Genomic DNA, 17,861 nt, shown 5'->3' with positions numbered 1-17,861 from the left:
TCATGGCACAGAAACAAATCAAAGTTACGTTGGTGCGTTCGGTCATCGGTACTAAGCAAAGCCACCGCGACACCGTTCGCGGCCTGGGTCTGCGCCGAGTCAACACCAGCCGTGTATTGGTTGATACTCCTGAGGTTCGTGGGATGATCCGCAAGGTGGATTATCTGGTTACGGTCTCGGAAGCCTGAAAGGAATCGGGATGTCTGAATTGCAATTGAACAATCTCAAGCCCGCCGCTGGCGCCAAACACGCAGCACGTCGTGTTGGTCGCGGTGTCGGTTCCGGCTTGGGCAAAACCGGCGGACGTGGTCATAAAGGCCAAAAATCCCGCTCGGGTGGTTTTCATAAAGTCGGTTTCGAAGGCGGTCAAATGCCTTTGCAACGTCGTTTGCCCAAGCGTGGTTTCACCACCCTGGACGACCACCTGTACGCAGAAGTACGTCTGTCCGAACTGCAAAAAATGGATGCCGAAGTTATCGACGTCCAGGCACTGAAGCAGGCTGGCGTGGTTGGCCAAATGGTGCGTTACGCTAAAGTCATCAAGTCCGGTGAACTTTCCCGTAAAGTTGCGCTGAAAGGCATTAATGCAACGGCCGGCGCTCGCGCCGTGATCGAAGCAGCCGGCGGCTCGCTGGAATAAAAAGGGGTCACGGTGGCAAAAGCTCAGGCACAGAGTAAGTCGGGTCCGCGCTACGGCGATTTGAAACGTCGTCTCGTTTTCCTGTTGCTCGCCCTGATTGTCTACCGCTTGGGTACGCACATTCCGGTACCAGGCATCAATCCTGATGCCTTGTCCGAACTGTTTACTCAAAACCAGAGTGGTATTCTGGGTTTGTTTAACATGTTCTCCGGTGGTGCTTTAGAGCGATTCTCAGTGTTCGCACTGGGAATCATGCCCTACATCTCTGCGTCCATCATCATGCAATTGATGACCGCTGTGGTGCCCACGCTGGAAGCAATCAAGAAAGAGGGTGAGTCGGGTCGTCGCAAGATCACGCAATACACCCGTTACGGAACGGTCTTTTTGGCTTTGTTCCAGGGAGTTGGGATTTCCATCGCTCTAGAATCGCAGCCCGGTCTGGTTATCGACCCAGGGATGCTGTTTCGCTTCACGACAGTGGTAACACTGGTCACTGGCACCATGTTCGTCATGTGGCTGGGTGAACAAATCACTGAACGTGGATTGGGTAATGGTATTTCCATCCTGATCTTCGCCGGTATCGTAGCGGGTTTGCCCAATGCTTTGGGCGGCATGCTTGATCTGGTGCGTACGGATTCCATGTCGATTCTATCGGCACTGTTTATCCTCGTTTTAGTAGCCGCCGTCACGTACTTCGTCGTCTTTGTCGAGCGTGGTCAGCGTCGTATTACGGTCAACTACGCCAAACGGCAAGTAGGTAACCGTATCTATGGTGGTCAAAGCTCGCATTTGCCGCTGAAACTGAACATGGCTGGCGTGATCCCTCCGATCTTCGCTTCGTCCATTATTCTGTTGCCAGCGACAATTGCTAATTGGTTCTCCAGCACACCCGGTCTGGGTTGGTTGCGTGAAATCGAGGCTGCTTTGTCGCCGCGTCAGCCGCTTTACATTACTTTGTTCTCCGCGCTGATCATTTTGTTCTGCTTTTTCTACACGGCCCTGGTGTTTAACAGCCGCGAAACTGCAGACAACCTGAAAAAGAGTGGAGCTTTCGTACCAGGTATTCGTCCCGGTGATCAGACAGCGCGTTATATCGACAAGATCTTGATGCGTTTGACATTGGCCGGTGCGATCTACATTACCTTGGTGTGTCTGGTCCCAGAGTTCTTGCAAATGCGCTGGAATGTACCGTTTTATTTTGGCGGCACTTCCTTGCTGATTATTGTTGTAGTAACCATGGACTTCATGGCGCAGGCTCAGGCCTATGTCATGTCACAACAATATGACTCGCTGCTCAAGAAGGCTAACTTCAAAGGCTCGAGCTTGCCGATGCGGTAATTCACAAAAATGGCAAAGGACGACGTCATTCAAATGCAGGGACAGGTTCTTGAGAACCTTCCCAACGCAACTTTTCGCGTCAAGCTGGAAAATGGTCACGTAGTGCTCGGATACATTTCAGGCAAAATGCGTATGCACTATATCCGGATTCTGCCGGGCGATAAGGTCACTGTGGAGCTCACGCCCTATGATCTATCCCGAGCACGAATTGTGTTCCGCTCCAAATAAGCGGCCGGTTACAGGAAACTAGGAGTCAAACCATGAAGGTAATGGCATCAGTAAAGCGGATCTGCCGCAACTGCAAAATCATTAAACGTCATGGCGTGGTGCGTGTCATCTGCACCGATCCACGTCATAAGCAGCGTCAAGGCTAAGTTGCCGAAACGCAACCGATTTAACAAGGAATAACCATGGCCCGTATTGCCGGCATTAACATCCCGCCGCATCAACACGCCGAAATCGGTCTTACCGCGATTTTCGGCATCGGTCGCACCCGCGCTCGCAAGATTTGCGAAGCATCGGGTATTGAATACTCCAAGAAGGTCAAAGATCTGACCGACGCGGAACTCGAGCGCATTCGCGAACAGATCGGCTTGTTCACTGTAGAAGGTGACCTGCGTCGTGAAGTTCAGCTCTCGATCAAGCGTTTGGCTGACTTGGGAACTTACCGTGGCATGCGTCATCGTCGCGGTCTGCCAGTGCGCGGCCAACGTACACGCACTAACGCTCGCACCCGTAAAGGTCCGCGTCGTGCCGCCGCGTCCCTGAAGAAATAATCGAGGAATAGAAGATGGCCAAAGCTTCTAGCAGCGCTTCACGCGCACGCAAGAAAGTCAAAAAAAGCGTGTCGGACGGGATTGCTCACGTCCACGCTTCTTTTAACAACACGATCATCACCATTACTGACCGTCAGGGCAACGCATTGTCCTGGGCTACGTCGGGTGGCGCGGGCTTTAAAGGCTCTCGTAAATCCACGCCGTTTGCCGCGCAGGTTGCCGCTGAAACAGCCGGCCGTACTGCCATGGAATACGGTATTAAAAATCTTGAAGTTCGCATCAAGGGCCCCGGTCCAGGCCGTGAATCGTCTGTGCGTGCTCTGAATGCTCTGGGTATCAAGATCACCAGCATTGCAGACATCACACCGGTTCCGCATAACGGCTGCCGTCCGCCCAAGCGTCGTCGCATCTAAGGGGAAGCGAAGTGGCTCGTTATATTGGACCAAAATGCAAGCTCTCGCGTCGCGAGGGTACCGATCTGTTTTTGAAGAGCGCCCGTCGCTCGCTGGATTCCAAGTGCAAACTGGAATCGCGACCTGGTCAGCACGGCCGCACCTCCGGTGCTCGTACGTCTGACTTCGGTCTGCAGCTGCGCGAAAAGCAAAAGCTCAAGCGTATGTACGGCGTGCTGGAAAAGCAGTTCCGCAAATACTACGTTGAAGCTGACCGCCGCCGTGGCAACACCGGTGAAACGCTGATTCAATTGTTGGAATCGCGTCTGGACAACGTGGTTTACCGCATGGGTTTCGGCTCTACACGTGCTGAAGCTCGCCAGCTGGTTAACCACCGTGCTATCGAAGTCAACGGTCATACCGCTGACATCGCTTCCATGCTGATCAAGGCTGGTGACGTTGTTGCCGTCCGCGAAAAAGCTAAATCCCAAGGCCGTATCAAGGAATCCCTGGATCTGGCAACTGGCATTGGCTTGCCTCAGTGGGTGGAAGTTGACGCTGCCAAGCTGTCCGGCGTCTTCAAGCAAGTTCCCGATCGCGCTGACGTCGCTCAAGACGTTAACGAATCGCTGGTTGTTGAGTTGTACTCGCGTTAATCTTTTACGCGAAGACCGCTTACACAATGCAGTAAAGCAAGCCCACTTCCCGTTTTTCGGCAAGTGGGCTTTGCGATACTTTCTGCTGGCTTAGGCCAGTTTCCGTCAGCCTTATCGGTGTAACGAGCCGAGGGTATTGAAAAGGAAATCGAATGTCTCAAGGTTTTTTGAAACCCCGTTCCATTGAAGTCGAACCAATCAGCAAAAATCACGCCAAGGTGATCATGGAGCCTTTCGAGCGCGGCTACGGCCACACTCTGGGCAACGCACTGCGTCGTATTTTGCTGTCCTCCATGACCGGCTATGCACCGACTGAAGTGCAGATCACCGGTGTGGTGCACGAATACTCCACACTGCCAGGTGTGGGTGAGGACGTGGTTGATATCTTGATGAACCTCAAGGGCGTGGTATTCAAGCTGCATAGCCGTGAAGAAGTTACCCTGATCCTGCGCAAAGAAGGCGCCGGCCAGGTGTTGGCTAGCGACATCGAATTGCCGCACGACGTTGAAATCATCAACCCCAATCATGTGATTGCCACCTTGACCGATGACGGCAAGCTGGAAATGCAGATCAAGGTTGAGCAAGGCCGTGGCTACGTGCCTGGTAACGTTCGTGCTCTGGCTGATGACCGCACCCACACGATCGGTCGTATCGTGCTGGACGCGTCCTACAGCCCTGTGCGTCGGGTTAGCTACGCGGTCGAAAACGCCCGTGTGGAACAGCGTACTGACCTGGACAAGCTGGTTCTGGACATCGAAACCAACGGCGTGATCTCGCCCGAGGAAGCTGTTCGCCAGTCCGCTCGCATCCTGATGGATCAAATCTCCGTGTTTGCTGCTCTGGAAGGTGTGGGCGATGCCTACGAAGCTCCAGTACGTGGCGCACCACAGATCGATCCTGTGTTGTTGCGTCCTGTCGACGATCTGGAATTGACCGTTCGTTCCGCAAACTGCCTGAAAGCCGAAAATATCTACTACATCGGCGATCTGATCCAGCGTACCGAAAACGAACTGTTGAAGACTCCAAACCTGGGCCGCAAGTCCTTGAACGAAATCAAGGAAGTGTTGGCTGCACGTGGTCTGACTTTGGGCATGAAGCTCGAAAACTGGCCACCACTGGGTCTTGAGCGTCCATAAGTAGTCAGCAAGACAGACGTTTCTTGGACGCCACTTACACTTTTTCTGGTGTTGTACACCTGCAAAAAGTGTGAGTGGCGGCTGAAAATGTGCTATTGTTTTGCGCTGTCCATCTGGTCCGCAGCCTAGCTGATAGAAGAACCAGATTTACGCATGCCGCATAAGCGGCGTGCCAATTAGATTCATTATTTAGGAAAATCATCATGCGTCACCGTCACGGTCTACGTAAACTGAATCGTACCAGCAGCCACCGTTTGGCCATGTTCCGCAACATGTCCGTGTCCCTGCTGACTCACGAAGCCATCAAAACCACACTGCCTAAAGCTAAAGAGCTGCGTCGCGTGGTTGAGCCCCTGATCACTTTGGCTAAAAACCCAACCTTGGCAAACCGTCGTCTGGCTTTCGCCCGTCTGCGCGACCGCGATGCAGTGACCAAGCTGTTTGAAGTTTTCGGCCCACGTTACCAAGAGCGTAACGGCGGCTACACCCGCATCCTGAAAATGGGTTTCCGTCAGGGTGACAATGCTCCTATGGCATTCATGGAGCTGGTGGATCGTCCAGAAGTTCAGGAAGAAGCCGCTGCTGAATAAGCGCTGCTTGTTTCTCTCGTAGTATTGAAAACGGACTCTCAGGAGTCCGTTTTTTTATTGGCGGCGGTATGGTCTTGTTCATCAAGGGCTAGGCGTTTTTGGAAAGGTCCTCACCTTGTTGCTGCTGATCTTGTTTCTCACCGTCGTTTTGCCTGCTCCCCAGGCCGGGTGCCAAGCCTACCCCTTATATAGGTCCAAGCGCGGGTTTGAGCCAGAATGTGGGCTCCATTCAGCACAGTGAAAAGGCGTAAAGCAGGGTGCTTTGACTGTTAAAAACAGCTCAAAAAAAACAACAAGGCGCTGTTATATAAGGGTTTTTACTAGGTTTTCTGACCTGTAGAGCTTTAAAGTTCAAATAATTGCAGGCATTTGATAAAAGCGGCAGTGATCCGATAGTGGGCCTTAGGGCCGCTCCCTAAAATCTGCGCTATGTCAGCTTCGCCATGGTGGTGAGCTGTAAAGAACAACGATTTTCAGGAGACTGGCGATGGCACAGAATACATTGCTCACACACGATAAGTTTCTGCTGGGAACCTTTGCCACCAATTGCGGTGGTGGCATGACGGTATCAACCTTGCCCGATCGCTGGCAGGCTACGTGGGAAAACAATCTGAAGCTGGGCAAGCTGCTGGACGATGCCGGTATTGACTTCATGTTGCCTATCGCCCGTTGGATTGGTTACGGTGGCGAAACCGATTTCCACGGTTACGTGCTGGAAACCGTCACCTGGGCGACTGCCTTGCTGGCCAATACTCGCAATATCAGCGTGTTTGCCACTGTGCACACGGTTGCTAACCACCCTGTGGTGATTGCCAAGCAGCTCGCCACCATGGCCCAGATGAGCGGCAACCGGGTCGGTTTGAATATCGTGGCCGGCTGGAACAAGCCTGAGTATGACGCTTTGGGTGTGAAGCTGCCTGATGATCATGAAACCCGTTACGGCTATGCGCAAGAATGGTTCGACCTGATCAAGAAAATCTGGCACCACGATGGCCGTTTCGATTGGGATGGAAAGTACTTCCAGGCCAAAGGGGTCTACGGCAATCCTCGTCCTGAATTTGATCCGCCTATCTTTAACGCCGCCGGTTCCGGTCAAGGCCGTGAGTTTGCCAGCCGCAATGCCAACTTCCTGTTCACGCCCGCCATGGAGCTGGAGCGCTCCAGGAAAGAAGTGGCCGAGCTCAAGGCGCAGGGCCAAGCGCAAGGTCGCAAAGTCGATGTGATGACCTTCTCGCACGTTGTGTGCCGTCCTACGCAAGCCGAGGCCCAGGCCGAGTGGGAACGCATCATGGCCAATATCGACAATGGTGCCGTGGATAATTTGATGAATTTGCAGTTTGCCCACGCTCATTCTTTCCCGCACGAGCTGCTGGAGCAAATCCGTGAACGCATGGCGGCGGGCCACGGTGGTTTCCCGCTGGTGGGTACACCCGAGCAAGTGGCTGACGGTTTGTGTGCTCTGCACGAAGCCGGTTTCCGGGGAACAACCTTGTCCTTTGTGGACTATGTAAAGGAATTCCCTTATTTCCGTGATACTGTGCTGCCTTTGTTGCAGCAGCGTGGCATTCGCTAAGAGCGATTTTCTGGCTATCGGGCAGGCTTTGGCTTGCCCAGGGGGATAGCCAGTTCACGTACGCCACACAGGCAGCATCGTCCCGATGACTGTGCTGCCCATAAGATTAGAAAAGGTGAATCATGCCTGTGGAATTGGCTTCCTTGCCGACAGACCAAGCGCTATACGCGCCTGGAGTTTCTGCCGAGCAGTTCAAACTTGCTATGCGCCATCTGGGGGGTACGGCTAATGTGATTACGGTCGAACACCAGGGTCAGCGCAGCGGCCTGACCGCGACTTCGGTCACTTCGGTAGCCGCAGATCCGGCAGAGGTGCTGGTCTGCGTGAATCAAAGCTCCTCGTCCTGGCCTTTGATGCGTGATAGCGGTCTGTTTGGGGTGAATATCCTGGGTGTTGAGCAGGCGGGCATGGCTTTGCAATTTGCCGGTTTCAAAGGCGAGCAAGGCGATGCGCGTTACGCTGGACACGACTGGCTGCGTACTGAGCACGGCATCTGGCTTGCCCGACAGGCGCCCGCTGCTTTGGCCTGTCAGATTGTGGAAGTGATTGAGCGTCATAGCCACGCCTTGGTATTGGGGCGTGTGTTGCAGGTACACCATGCCGAGCAGGAACAGGATTCGCCCTTGCTGTACTGGCAAGGACGCTTTGGCCGCTTTCAGGGTCAGTAACTCGTCGGGATTGCCGTCCCTGGCCCGGGCGGCCTAGGGATTGTCTCGATGTTGCAGTGCAAGAGGCTGTGCCACACTAAGGTACAGCTTTTTTTTATCGCTTGTTGCGACGCTCATGACCACCATACTGAATCGCTATGCCCAGCTGCATTCGCAGGATGTGGACTGCGTTCAGCACTATATCTCCCAGGTTTTCTGCCCGCATAGCCTGACTTTGGCCGATACCCGTCAGCGTCTGAATGCACGCCTGTCTCTACGCCAAGGCCAGGATGTGGCCTATGGTCGTTTGCGCTATGGGGCGCAGGTGCAGATTGCGCCTCAGCCACTGGACGACTTCTATCTCTTGCAAATCCCCCTGTCGGGACAAGAGCAGATTCATACGGCGCATGGGCGTTTCGCGTCGACCTCGCGCCTGGCTTCCATCATTAGCCCGACTCAAGCCTTCAGCATGGAACATAGCCTGGAGGCCGATAAGCTGTTTGTGCGTATTGGACGTCAAGGGTTGGAGCGCCATTATCAGGATTATTTTGCGCAACCTGTGCGCGGTCCGCTGGAGTTTCAGCCCTCCATCCCGTTGGATGCGCCCGGTGGGGCCAGCTTGCGCCGTTTGCTGGACTGGCAGTTTGCCGAAGTGTCGGATGGCACCTTGTTTGATCAACCCCGTCAGGTACGCCAGTTCGAGCAGACGTTGATCTACGCTTTGTTCGAGCTGCATCAGCACAATCAACCTTCTCACAAAACAGCGGCCGTCTTGCCGCATGTTTTACGGCGTGCCCTGGACTTCATGGAAAGCCAGACCGGCCAGCCCATCACCATCGGCGATATTGCGCAGGCGGCAGGTGTCAGCGTGCGTAGCCTATATGCCGGGTTTCGGGAGCATCTAGGTGTCGCACCGATGGCGCGTTTGAAACAGATGCGTTTGAAAGCCGCCCGCCAATATTTGCAGCAAGGTGGCATGTCGGTCACCGAGGTAGCCCTGGCTTGTGGCTTTACCCACTTGGGGCAGTTCTCGGCCGACTATCGGCATAGCTATGGCGAGCGCCCCTCTGAAACATTAAGCGGCTTGAGTCGACCTCGATCCAGCGTTTAAGCACAGGCATCCGGCGCTACACTAAGGGCTCTGATTAGGAGCCCTGCATGTCCTCTGAGAATTCCTCCAGTTCCAAACCCAAACTGGCTTTGACCCTGCCCGATCTGGATGCGCAGCAAGTAGTACTGGCGCAGACCACCGTGCCCGATATGATGCTGGCCAAATACCTGGCTCATCACTTGGTTGAGGATGGAATTGCCGCTTGTGCGAACCTTGCGCCTGCTAGTTTGTCTATGTACATGTGGCAAGGGGAGTTACAGGGCGATGAGGAAATTACGCTGACTTTCAAAACCACAGTGGCCCGGCTACCGGAACTGGCAGATCGCTTGCGCGAGCAGCATCCTTACGATCTGCCTGAATTGATTGTGCTTCCGGTTGTTGGTGGTTTCACCGCTTATCTGGATTGGGCTCGCACCCAGACCCGTCCTGCCTGATCGCAGATAGCCCAGCCTAAAAAACCGGAATAGATTTGTGTCTTTGTCTTTGAAGCGTTCCCCGTTTTCTGCCCAGCGTCTTGGCGCGTGGTTTGCTGTTTTCTTTGTCCTGATGCTGGCCTGGCTGGCAATGCCGTTGACGGCGCAGGCAGAAGAAGAGTTTCTGGACCCGGAACAGGCTTTTGTGCTGACCGCGGCCATGAGCCAGCCCGACCAACTGGACATCCATTTTCAGATTGCGCCTGAATACTATATGTATCGCAAGCGTTTCGGGGTCTCGACCGAGAAGGCTGAGCATCTGGGCAGTCCCCAGCTTCCCGATGGCGAAAAGGTGTATGACCCGACCTTTGATGAAGTGATGGAGGTCTATCGAAACTCGGTCACCCTGCGCGTGCCTGTCCTGGCCGATAGCGCGATTGGTCAGGATCTGAACATTGATGTGGTCAGCCAGGGTTGCGCCGATGCTGGCCTGTGCTATTCCCCCTCAACGCAAACCTTGACCTTGATCCCGACCGGACAGGGCTGGGAAGTGGCGGGCCCTTTTGGTGTGGTGTCGGTGCCTGCGCCGGGTGAGTCCACGGCTCAGAAAACAGACACGGCAGCAACGGCTGCTACGACTACAGCCGCCACTACAGGCGGTGTCGCGTCGGCGCTGAACCTGAGTGATGTGGGCCTGGCCGATTACCTCAAGCAGGCTGGCTGGGGCCAGATTGTGCTGCTGAGCTTTGTGTTCGGCTTGCTGCTGTCCTTTACGCCTTGCGTCCTGCCGATGGTGCCGATTTTGCTGTCCATCATTGCTGGACGTAATCAGCCTGCGCCATCGCGCTGGCACGGCCTGAAAATGGCCTTTGCCTTTGTGCTGGGCTTGTCCCTGGTCTACACCCTGCTGGGCGTGGCAGCAGGCTTGCTGGGTGCGGGCTTGGCAAGCTGGTTGCAGAATCCGTGGGTCTTGGGTCTGTTCGCCCTGATTCTGGTGGTGTTGGCCTTGTCCATGTTGGACGTGTTTACGGTTCAGGCTCCGGCGGCGCTGCAAAATCGCTTGAACGAAACAATGAATCGCTTGCCGGGCGGGCAACTGGGCGGCGTATTCCTGATGGGCATGCTGTCTGCCTTGATTGTTGGCCCTTGTGTTGCGGCACCGCTGGCTGGCGTGCTGCTGTTTATCTCGCAGACGGGTGATGTGGTCCTGGGCGGCTCGGCTCTGTTTGCCTTGGCCTGGGGGTCGGGCGTCTTGTTGCTGATTGTGGGTGCGGGTTCGGGCAGTGTGTTGCCCAAGGCGGGTGCCTGGATGGAAAGCGTCAAAACCGCTTTTGGTGTGTTGCTGTTGGCGACGGCTTGGTGGATGGTCTCGCCCTTGATGTCGGGCACGATTGCCGTTTTTGGCTGGGTTGTCCTTGCCTTGTGGGCGGCTGCCTTGCTGGGAGCGTTCGGGCGCGGCACGGCTGCACGTACACCTTGGTCGGGTTTACGACAGGGTGTGGGCATGATGCTGGCGGTCTGGGCCATCATGATGATGATCAGCATTGCCCTGGGTCGTCCCAGCGTGATTCGTCCTTTGGAAGGGCTGAAATCGTCCGGTACGGTGGCCGCTGCGCAAAACAAGGTGGAGTTTCAGCGCGTGCTGACGCTGCAGGAGCTGGAGGAGCGCCTGGCCAAGGCTACTCGTCCCGTGATGTTGGACTTCTACGCAGACTGGTGTGTGTCCTGCATTGAAATGGAGAACTTCACCTTTAGTGATCCCTCTGTTGCGCAACGCATGGCGCAGTTTGAATTGCTGCAGGTGGATGTCACCGCCAATACGCCAGAGGATCGTGAACTGCTCAAACATTTCCGCCTGTTCGGCCCTCCCGGCATCATGTTTTTTGATTCCAAGGGGAAACAATTGGAACAACTGCGCGTGATCGGTTTTCAGGATGCCAGTCGCTTCTCCACGGTGCTCGACGAGGCTTTGGCCGGTGCCTGACGTTTCTGATTTGCCCGAAACCGGGCTTATCAGGGTCTAACAGACGGTACATCGTCGCGTACACACAACAAAAAACGCAGCTCACGGGCTGCGTTTTTTGCATTCTGATTGATATGAATCAGCAGTTCTGTTCGCGCATCAGCTTGGCCGCTTCGATGGCGAAATAGGTCAGAATGCCATCGCCACCAGCCCGTTTGAAGGCCAGCAGAGACTCCATCATGACCTTGTCGTGATCGAGCCAACCGTTCTGGGCAGCGGCCTTGATCATCGCGTACTCGCCACTGACTTGGTAGGCGTAGGTCGGCATGCCAAAGGCGTCTTTCACGTCGCGCAGGATGTCCAGGTAAGGCAGGCCAGGTTTGACCATGACCATATCGGCGCCTTCACGGATGTCGGCGGCCACCTCACGCAGAGCTTCGTTACGGTTGGCGGGATCCATCTGATAGGTGTTCTTGTTGGAACGCCCCAGATTGGCAGCCGAACCCACCGCGTCGCGGAAGGGGCCATAGAAGGCACTGGCGTACTTGGCCGAGTACGCCATGATGCGGGTGTGGATGAACTGGTCCTTGTCCAAAGCGGCGCGGATGGAGCCGATACGGCCGTCCATCATATCGCTGGGGGCCACAATATCCACGCCCGCCTGAGCTTGGGTCTGGGCCTGACGGATCAGCATGGCAACGGTTTCTTCGTTCAGGATGTGGCCGTCATTGTCCAAAATGCCGTCCTGGCCGTGGCTGGTGTAGGGGTCCAGCGCCACGTCAGTGAGTACGCCCAGCTCTGGGAATTGCTGCTTGAGCATGCCCACGACGCGGGGAATCAGGCCGCTGGGGTTGGCGGCTTCGCTGCCATCCGGCGTTTTCAGGGACGGGTCGATGGAAGGGAACAGGGACAGCACAGGGATGCCCAGCTCCAGACACTGTTCGGCCACGCGCATCAGTTCGTCTGGCGAATAGCGCATGACGCCTGGCATGGAGCCGACTTGCTCCTGAACTTTCTCGCCTTCACGCACAAAGACCGGGTAGATCAGGTCGTCTGTGGACAGGCGGTTTTCGCGCACCAGACGGCGGGAAAACTCGTCGCGGCGGTTACGGCGCAAGCGAGTATTAGGAAAGTCGGCAGGAGGAATAAAACGAGTCATGGAACAACCTTCGGAGAAATCCAGTTTTCGATGCATTCGGTCGCTTCGGGCAAACCGATACGATCAGTGGAAGAGAAGGGCAGCGCATGCAGGGCGCCAATTTCTCGGAGCTGGCGACGCACTTCGGCCACCGCCTTGATGCGTTGACCATAAGGCAGTTTGTCGGCTTTGGTCAAAAGCGCCAGTACGGGTTTGCCGGTAGGCGCAATCCAATCGGCCAGACGCATATCCAGGTCGGTCACGCCGCGTCGGATGTCGATTAGCAACACAATGCCGGCAATCGAGGGGCGGGTGGCCAGGTAATCGCCCAGAATTTCGGCCCAGTCCTGCTTTTCGTGGCGGGCCACGGCAGCGTAGCCATAGCCGGGCAAGTCCACCAGGTGGCCCAGAAAGTCGCCTGGCGAGAGCGGATCGGGAATACCGAACATATTGATCAGGCGTGTTCGTCCCGGCGTCTTACTGGAAAAAGCCAGTTTTCGTTGGTTGGCCAATACGTTGATGGCGGAGGATTTGCCCGCATTGGAGCGCCCCACAAAACAGACCTCGGGAGGTCCGGGAGGGGGCAGCTGATCGATCTGAGCAGCTGAAATCGTGAAGTGAGCGCGGTGCAGTATCGACATGGTTGCAGCGTAATTCCATATTGGTTCAGCGCCTATTGTATAATCTCTCGATTTGAAACAGTAATGTCGTAGTCCACTGGGTACTGACCAGCGGCTTACGGTGGCTTTTGCGGGGCGCATGCGGCACCCCGATTGATTCGCGATTATCGAGGTCCAAATGAAGCGTGCGCTTTCCCGAGTCGTTATCGCAAGCAGCCTGACGATGGCTTGCTCTGTGGTTTTTACCGCTAACGTGGCCCATGCAGCTGGTCTGCCCAAGCCAGATGCCGCCAAAGGCGAGCAGCTCTACCTGCAAGGTGAGATGTCGCGTGGCGTGCTGGCCTGTGTGACCTGTCACGGGGATGGCGGCAACAGTATTATTCCGGTCAACCCGTCGCTGGCTCACCAGCCGTACGAGTACCTGGTCAAGCAGCTACACGATTTCCGTGCCAAGGATGAAAAGTCCCTTCCTTCTCGTCGTGGCCCTGAGGGCGCCAACAGCCTGATGACAGCCATTGCTGCGGGCATGACCGAAGAAGATATGAAGAACGTGGCGTTTTACCTGTCCCAACAGCCTGTGAACTGGGATCAGGCTGCTAACGCCACTAAAGAAGACACCATGGAACGCGGCCAGAAGATTTGGCGCGGTGGTTTGCCCGAGCGTGGTGTTCCTGCCTGTGCCGCTTGCCACTCGCCTGATGGTGCTGGCATGCCAGGACAATATCCTCGTCTGGCCGGTCAGCACCCTGGCTACATTGTTGAACAGCTCAAACTGTTCCGTAGCAGTGACCGTGCCAATAGTGCTGAAATGCACGACATTGCCGATCGCATGTCGGATGCTGACATTGCCGCCGTGTCGGATTTCGCCGCTGGCCTGCGTTAATCAGTCCAAGGGGGCCAATGGCCCCCTGACTGCCTAGAGCCTGACATTCACCTTGTGGCCCCAGCTTCCTTTGATGGTTGTGGCGGTTTGGGTGCCTTAACACCGGGCGGTGCCGATTTGGGCCGGGTCTTGTGTTGGTATTTTGTCCAGTCATCGAACTTGTGGCACTTTCAGTGCTCAAAGTCTGGATGTTTCCGGTGAACCCCACCCACCTCCTAAGCTAGCCTTTGTGAAAAAAGTATCCTCTGTGCGTCGCTTTGCGGCCGATTTCCTGGAATTGCTCGGTTCGATGCGCTTTGCCATCAGCTTGCTGATGTTCATTTGCGTAGCCAGCCTGATCGGGACTGTTCTGGCGCAAAACCAGCCCGCTAATACGTATATCGATCAGTTCGGCCCCTACTGGTTTGAATTGTTCGATCACTTCTCGATCTGGTCCATCTACAACAGTGGATGGTTCATGGTCATTATGACGTTTCTGGTGGTCTCGACCACGCTGTGCGTTATCCGCAATGCCCCCAAGATGATCCGCGAAATGCGCACCTTCAAGGAGCACGTGCGCGGTGGCAGTCTCAAAGCCTTTCCCCATCGTGTGGAACTGGAAAGTGCCGGTGCCCCCGAACACAACCGGGAGCAGGTTCAAGGTTGGTTGCAGTCCCAAGGTTATGCGGTACGCGTGCGCAAGGACGACGATGGCAGCATGATGATGGCGGCCAAAAAAGGCAGCGCCAACAAGCTGGGTTACATCTTTGCTCATCTGGCCATCGTGGTGATCTGTGTGGGCGGTCTGCTCGACAGCGAATTGCCCGTGCGCCTGCAAGTGTGGCTGGGCGGCAAGCAGCCCATTACAGAAAACATATTGATTTCCCAAGTGCCCGAGTCGGGTCGACTGGGATTGGGCAACCCCAGCTTTCGCGCCAATATGCTGGTGCCTGAAGGTGCCCGTACCGCGACTGCCGTGATCAATTCTGGTGAAGGCGTCCTGATTCAACCTTTGCCTTTTGCACTGGAGCTCAAGCGCTTCCTGGTGGAGTATTACTCCACTGGCATGCCCAGCAGCTTCAAGAGCGAAGTGGAAGTAACCGATCCTGTCACGGGTGATACCTTTGAGCGCACGATCGAGGTGAACGAGCCTTTGCGTTACAAGGGCGTGACGGTTTACCAGTCCGGCTTTGATGATGGTGGCAGTATTCTCAGCTTGAAGGGCTATCCTTTGGTAGGCCCTGGCTCCAAGACGTTTGCTCTGAGTGGCAAGGTGGGCGAGACCGTAGGCATCGCGGCTCAGGAAAGTCCCAATGAACATGCTTTGACGGTGCAACTGACTGAGTTGCGGCCTATCAATGTGGAAAACCTGACCGAGGGTGACCCTCAGCCCAAGGCCATGATTGAACACGTGGCCGCGGTTACCGGTAGCGCAGCCAACAAGAAAGATCAGAACTTGAAAAATGTTGGCCCCAGCGTGAACTATCGCCTGATCGACGACCAGGGCCAGTCCCGCGAGTTTGTGAACTACATGTTGCCAGTGGAGTTGGACGGCACTCTGGTGTTTCTGGCCGGGATGCGTTTTTCGCCCGCCGAACCGTTCCGTTACGTGCGTTTCCCGGCTGACGACAAGGGTTCCTTGAAAGAATTCATGGATTTGCGGGCGGCGACACAGAACGAGGCCCTGGTAAACCAGGCGGCCGAGCGTTTTGCCGAACGTAATTCTTCTTCGCCCGAGCAAAAAGAGCTGATGCTCTCGGCTTCCCGAACCGCTTTGCAGACTTTTGTGCGTGCCGGTTTTGATGGCCTGATCAGCCGTGTCCCCGAGGCCGAGCGCGAGCGTATCCTGAGTTTTGCAATTCCCATGATTCAGTTCACACTATCGGAATTGCGTGATTTGGTCAGACAGCAACAAGGCTTGCCGGAGCTGGATTACAGTCAGGAAAATAACGATGCCAATCGTTGGATTCAGTCTGCTGTTCTGGCCTTTGCCAATCTACCCGATTACCCGGCACCCGTTATGTTGACCTTGGACAGTTTTGAGCAAGTTCAGGCCAGCGTATTTCAGGTGGCGCGCAGCCCAGGCATGTACATTGTGTACTTGGGTTGCTTGTTTCTGATTATTGGCGTGTTCTCGATGTTCTATATTCGGGATCGCCGTGTGTGGGTGTGGATTCGCCCTCACAAGCTAGGCAGCAGCGTAATGGCTGCCATGACATCCCAACGTCGCAACTTGGACTTTAACCTCGAGTTTGATCGCCTGAAAGCGGCGTTCAACCGGCTATCTGTCTGACAAGGTGTAGCAACTATGGCGCAGACCCTTTCTTCGGCCACTCCAACGATGTGGCAAGACAATATCGCATCCAGTGGTGACCGGCGCGGTATCCGTGGCCGTCCGGACTGGACGGATGTGCTGTTTCTGGTGGTACTGGCTTTGGGTGCGGCGTATGCGCTCAATGTGTACAGCACCAGCATGGATTACTACGAGAAGATCATTCTGGTGGCTTTTGTCCCCTTTGTGGCCTGGCTAGGGTGGTTGTGGCGTCCGCTGCGTACCTTGCTGGTGCTCTCGGGTTTGACGGCTTTGCTGGCAGTCTGGCTGTATAGCACGGGTGAGGGTCTGGGTACCGGAGATATTGAAAAGGCCGATTCGGTATTTCTGCTGAAGTATTTGTTCTCGTCCCAGTCCGCTATTTTGTGGATGTGTGCGCTGTTCATTCTGGGCACAGTCATGTACTGGGCTGGTTTTTTCAGCAATACGGCCGCCTGGATGGGTTCGGGTCTGACTTGGGCGGCTGTGTATGCTGGCACGACAGGCTTGTTGGTACGCTGGCGCGAAGGTCACTTGCTCGGCCCGGACATTGGCCATATTCCAGTCAGTAATCTGTATGAAGTGTTTGTCTTGCTGGCGCTGATTACGGCCTTGTTTTATCTGTATTACGAACGTCGTTACAACACCCGTGCCTTGGGTGGCTTTGTGTTGTTGGCGATCAGCTCGTTGGTTATTTTCCTGCTGTGGTATTCCTTCACGCGTGATGCGCATCAGATCCAGCCTTTGGTGCCTGCGCTGAAAAGCTGGTGGATGAAGTTGCACGTGCCGGCCAACTTTATTGGTTACGGTACCTTCTCCTTGGCTGCCATGGTGGGCTTTGCCTATCTGGTTAAGGAAAATGGTGAGACACGTTCGCGTGCCAAGCTGATACCAGTGTTTTTGCTGGGCGCCATTCTATGTGCCGAGCCCATGATTTTTGGCTCGCGGGAGTTGTCACCGACCTGGATGCTGTATTTCGGTATCGGTAGTGTGATGGTGGGTACGATTTTGTATTTCCGTGGTCCGATTTCGCGCAAACTGCCTTCCTTGGAAGTGCTCGATGACATCATGTACCGCGCGATTGCAGTGGGTTTTGCCTTCTTTACGGTGGCGACGGTGTTGGGGGCGTTGTGGGCCGCTGATGCCTGGGGTACGTACTGGCAGTGGGACCCGAAAGAGACCTGGGCCTTGATTGTGTGGCTGAACTATGCGGCCTGGTTGCACTTGCGTTTGCTCAAGGGCCTGCGTGGCACGATGGCGGCGTATTGGGCGCTGGCTGGTTTGTTGATTACCAGCTTTGCATTCCTGGGCGTGAATATGTTCTTGTCGGGGCTGCATTCCTACGGGGAGCTGTAAGTCTTTTTGCTGTTCTGGGGCTGGGGGATTGGTTTCAGAATGCCTGGTTGAAAATGGAAAACCCGAGTTTGGCTGGATGCCGGACTCGGGTTTTTTGCCGCTGGAGCGTCCCAAGTCTCGGCACCCTCGACAACAAAGGGGGCAGCAAGCCGAAGGCGTAGCGTGGGGGGACCGCTATTTGCTTGTTTTTTTGGTGGACCTTGAGCGGTGTTTTTTGGGGTGGCATAGGCGCCGGAAGACGCCGCTGGTGTGCGGGTCAGCGTGTCGGGGCTTGAGCGCTGCCGGTGCTGCGCACCGGTACCCTTGTCGAAGTATGGCTACGGGCGCACCGTTAACTTG

At 55.4% G+C, this 17,861-nt stretch carries 20 protein-coding genes; 18 read left to right on the top strand and 2 right to left on the bottom strand.

Annotated features, from left to right (window positions below; genetic code table 11):
• Positions 1–2 precede the first annotated feature (2 nt).
• From rpmD to dsbD, 15 genes are all read left to right on the top strand, one after another.
• Entirely contained in the window at positions 3–188 is a 186-nt protein-coding gene (gene rpmD / locus AB7E06_RS02350; protein ID WP_003805366.1) for a 50S ribosomal protein L30, read from the top strand.
• Between the two features lie 11 nt (positions 189–199).
• Positions 200–640 carry a 50S ribosomal protein L15 gene (gene rplO / locus AB7E06_RS02345; protein WP_094198139.1) on the top strand — a complete coding sequence of 147 codons (441 nt, stop codon included), beginning with the start codon at positions 200–202 and terminating at the stop codon, positions 638–640.
• Between the two features lie 12 nt (positions 641–652).
• Complete coding sequence (gene secY / locus AB7E06_RS02340; RefSeq protein WP_003805363.1) at positions 653–1,978, top strand: preprotein translocase subunit SecY; 1,326 nt, start codon at positions 653–655, stop codon at positions 1,976–1,978.
• Positions 1,979–1,987: 9 nt separating this feature from the next.
• Positions 1,988–2,206, top strand: coding sequence for a translation initiation factor IF-1 (gene infA, locus AB7E06_RS02335; RefSeq protein ID WP_003805361.1), 219 nt, complete (start codon positions 1,988–1,990; stop codon positions 2,204–2,206).
• Between the two features lie 32 nt (positions 2,207–2,238).
• Complete coding sequence (gene rpmJ / locus AB7E06_RS02330; protein WP_003805360.1) at positions 2,239–2,352, top strand: 50S ribosomal protein L36; 114 nt, start codon at positions 2,239–2,241, stop codon at positions 2,350–2,352.
• Positions 2,353–2,388: 36 nt separating this feature from the next.
• Positions 2,389–2,754 (top strand): 30S ribosomal protein S13, encoded by a 366-nt coding sequence (gene rpsM, locus AB7E06_RS02325; protein ID WP_003805346.1) that lies wholly within the window; start codon positions 2,389–2,391, stop codon positions 2,752–2,754.
• A gap of 14 nt (positions 2,755–2,768) precedes the next feature.
• Complete coding sequence (gene rpsK, locus AB7E06_RS02320) at positions 2,769–3,167, top strand: 30S ribosomal protein S11 (RefSeq protein ID WP_003805343.1); 399 nt, start codon at positions 2,769–2,771, stop codon at positions 3,165–3,167.
• 11 nt (positions 3,168–3,178) lie between these two features.
• Positions 3,179–3,802: a 30S ribosomal protein S4 gene (gene rpsD / locus AB7E06_RS02315; protein WP_094198138.1), complete on the top strand. Its 624-nt coding sequence runs from the start codon at positions 3,179–3,181 to the stop codon at positions 3,800–3,802.
• Between the two features lie 152 nt (positions 3,803–3,954).
• Positions 3,955–4,938, top strand: coding sequence for a DNA-directed RNA polymerase subunit alpha (locus AB7E06_RS02310; protein ID WP_003805337.1), 984 nt, complete (start codon positions 3,955–3,957; stop codon positions 4,936–4,938).
• A gap of 203 nt (positions 4,939–5,141) precedes the next feature.
• Positions 5,142–5,528 (top strand): 50S ribosomal protein L17, encoded by a 387-nt coding sequence (gene rplQ / locus AB7E06_RS02305; protein ID WP_003805334.1) that lies wholly within the window; start codon positions 5,142–5,144, stop codon positions 5,526–5,528.
• 487 nt (positions 5,529–6,015) lie between these two features.
• Complete coding sequence (locus tag AB7E06_RS02300) at positions 6,016–7,101, top strand: LLM class flavin-dependent oxidoreductase (RefSeq protein ID WP_094198137.1); 1,086 nt, start codon at positions 6,016–6,018, stop codon at positions 7,099–7,101.
• Positions 7,102–7,223: 122 nt separating this feature from the next.
• The gene (locus AB7E06_RS02295; protein WP_094198136.1) at positions 7,224–7,769 is read left to right on the top strand and encodes a flavin reductase family protein; all 546 of its coding nucleotides are present in this window, start codon (positions 7,224–7,226) and stop codon (positions 7,767–7,769) included.
• 115 nt (positions 7,770–7,884) lie between these two features.
• Complete coding sequence (locus AB7E06_RS02290; protein ID WP_094198135.1) at positions 7,885–8,859, top strand: AraC family transcriptional regulator; 975 nt, start codon at positions 7,885–7,887, stop codon at positions 8,857–8,859.
• Between the two features lie 47 nt (positions 8,860–8,906).
• Positions 8,907–9,293: a divalent-cation tolerance protein CutA gene (gene cutA / locus AB7E06_RS02285; protein WP_094198134.1), complete on the top strand. Its 387-nt coding sequence runs from the start codon at positions 8,907–8,909 to the stop codon at positions 9,291–9,293.
• A 37-nt stretch (positions 9,294–9,330) separates the two neighbouring features.
• Positions 9,331–11,256 (top strand): protein-disulfide reductase DsbD, encoded by a 1,926-nt coding sequence (gene dsbD, locus AB7E06_RS02280; protein WP_249460556.1) that lies wholly within the window; start codon positions 9,331–9,333, stop codon positions 11,254–11,256.
• Between the two features lie 118 nt (positions 11,257–11,374).
• On the opposite strand, the gene hemB is transcribed toward dsbD, so the two are convergent.
• Together hemB and yihA are read right to left on the bottom strand one after the other, a co-directional pair.
• Entirely contained in the window at positions 11,375–12,394 is a 1,020-nt protein-coding gene (hemB, locus tag AB7E06_RS02275) for a porphobilinogen synthase (RefSeq protein WP_094198132.1), read from the bottom strand.
• Positions 12,391–13,014: a ribosome biogenesis GTP-binding protein YihA/YsxC gene (gene yihA, locus AB7E06_RS02270; protein ID WP_042489383.1), complete on the bottom strand. Its 624-nt coding sequence runs from the start codon at positions 13,012–13,014 to the stop codon at positions 12,391–12,393. The genes hemB and yihA overlap by 4 nt, the downstream gene beginning before the upstream one ends.
• Positions 13,015–13,171: 157 nt before the next feature.
• Between yihA and AB7E06_RS02265 the strand changes: the two genes are divergently transcribed.
• From AB7E06_RS02265 to ccsB, 3 genes are all read left to right on the top strand, one after another.
• On the top strand, positions 13,172–13,876 hold the full coding sequence (locus AB7E06_RS02265) for a c-type cytochrome (RefSeq protein ID WP_199827849.1): 705 nt from the start codon (positions 13,172–13,174) through the stop codon (positions 13,874–13,876).
• A 229-nt stretch (positions 13,877–14,105) separates the two neighbouring features.
• Positions 14,106–16,148: a cytochrome c biogenesis protein ResB gene (locus AB7E06_RS02260; RefSeq protein WP_094198130.1), complete on the top strand. Its 2,043-nt coding sequence runs from the start codon at positions 14,106–14,108 to the stop codon at positions 16,146–16,148.
• Between the two features lie 15 nt (positions 16,149–16,163).
• Entirely contained in the window at positions 16,164–17,522 is a 1,359-nt protein-coding gene (ccsB, locus tag AB7E06_RS02255; protein WP_094198129.1) for a c-type cytochrome biogenesis protein CcsB, read from the top strand.
• Positions 17,523–17,861 lie beyond the last annotated feature (339 nt).

Source organism: Alcaligenes sp., assembly GCF_050255915.1.
Lineage (GTDB): Bacteria > Pseudomonadota > Gammaproteobacteria > Burkholderiales > Burkholderiaceae_B > Alcaligenes > Alcaligenes aquatilis.
This window is presented reverse-complemented; position numbering and strand designations above follow the sequence as displayed.

Bases quoted from the DNA above. Each gene is read 5' to 3' on its own strand.
- rpmD (WP_003805366.1), top strand. From the start codon at position 3: ATGGCACAGAAACAAATCAAAGTTACGTTGGTGCGTTCGGTCATCGGT.
- rplO (WP_094198139.1), top strand. From the start codon at position 200: ATGTCTGAATTGCAATTGAACAATCTCAAGCCCGCCGCTGGCGCCAAA.
- infA (WP_003805361.1), top strand. From the start codon at position 1,988: ATGGCAAAGGACGACGTCATTCAAATGCAGGGACAGGTTCTTGAGAAC.
- rpmJ (WP_003805360.1), top strand. From the start codon at position 2,239: ATGAAGGTAATGGCATCAGTAAAGCGGATCTGCCGCAACTGCAAAATC.
- rpsM (WP_003805346.1), top strand. From the start codon at position 2,389: ATGGCCCGTATTGCCGGCATTAACATCCCGCCGCATCAACACGCCGAA.
- rpsK (WP_003805343.1), top strand. From the start codon at position 2,769: ATGGCCAAAGCTTCTAGCAGCGCTTCACGCGCACGCAAGAAAGTCAAA.
- AB7E06_RS02310 (WP_003805337.1), top strand. From the start codon at position 3,955: ATGTCTCAAGGTTTTTTGAAACCCCGTTCCATTGAAGTCGAACCAATC.
- rplQ (WP_003805334.1), top strand. From the start codon at position 5,142: ATGCGTCACCGTCACGGTCTACGTAAACTGAATCGTACCAGCAGCCAC.
- AB7E06_RS02300 (WP_094198137.1), top strand. From the start codon at position 6,016: ATGGCACAGAATACATTGCTCACACACGATAAGTTTCTGCTGGGAACC.
- AB7E06_RS02295 (WP_094198136.1), top strand. From the start codon at position 7,224: ATGCCTGTGGAATTGGCTTCCTTGCCGACAGACCAAGCGCTATACGCG.
- AB7E06_RS02290 (WP_094198135.1), top strand. From the start codon at position 7,885: ATGACCACCATACTGAATCGCTATGCCCAGCTGCATTCGCAGGATGTG.
- cutA (WP_094198134.1), top strand. From the start codon at position 8,907: ATGTCCTCTGAGAATTCCTCCAGTTCCAAACCCAAACTGGCTTTGACC.
- hemB (WP_094198132.1), bottom strand. From the start codon at position 12,394: ATGACTCGTTTTATTCCTCCTGCCGACTTTCCTAATACTCGCTTGCGC.
- yihA (WP_042489383.1), bottom strand. From the start codon at position 13,014: ATGTCGATACTGCACCGCGCTCACTTCACGATTTCAGCTGCTCAGATC.
- AB7E06_RS02265 (WP_199827849.1), top strand. From the start codon at position 13,172: ATGAAGCGTGCGCTTTCCCGAGTCGTTATCGCAAGCAGCCTGACGATG.
- ccsB (WP_094198129.1), top strand. From the start codon at position 16,164: ATGGCGCAGACCCTTTCTTCGGCCACTCCAACGATGTGGCAAGACAAT.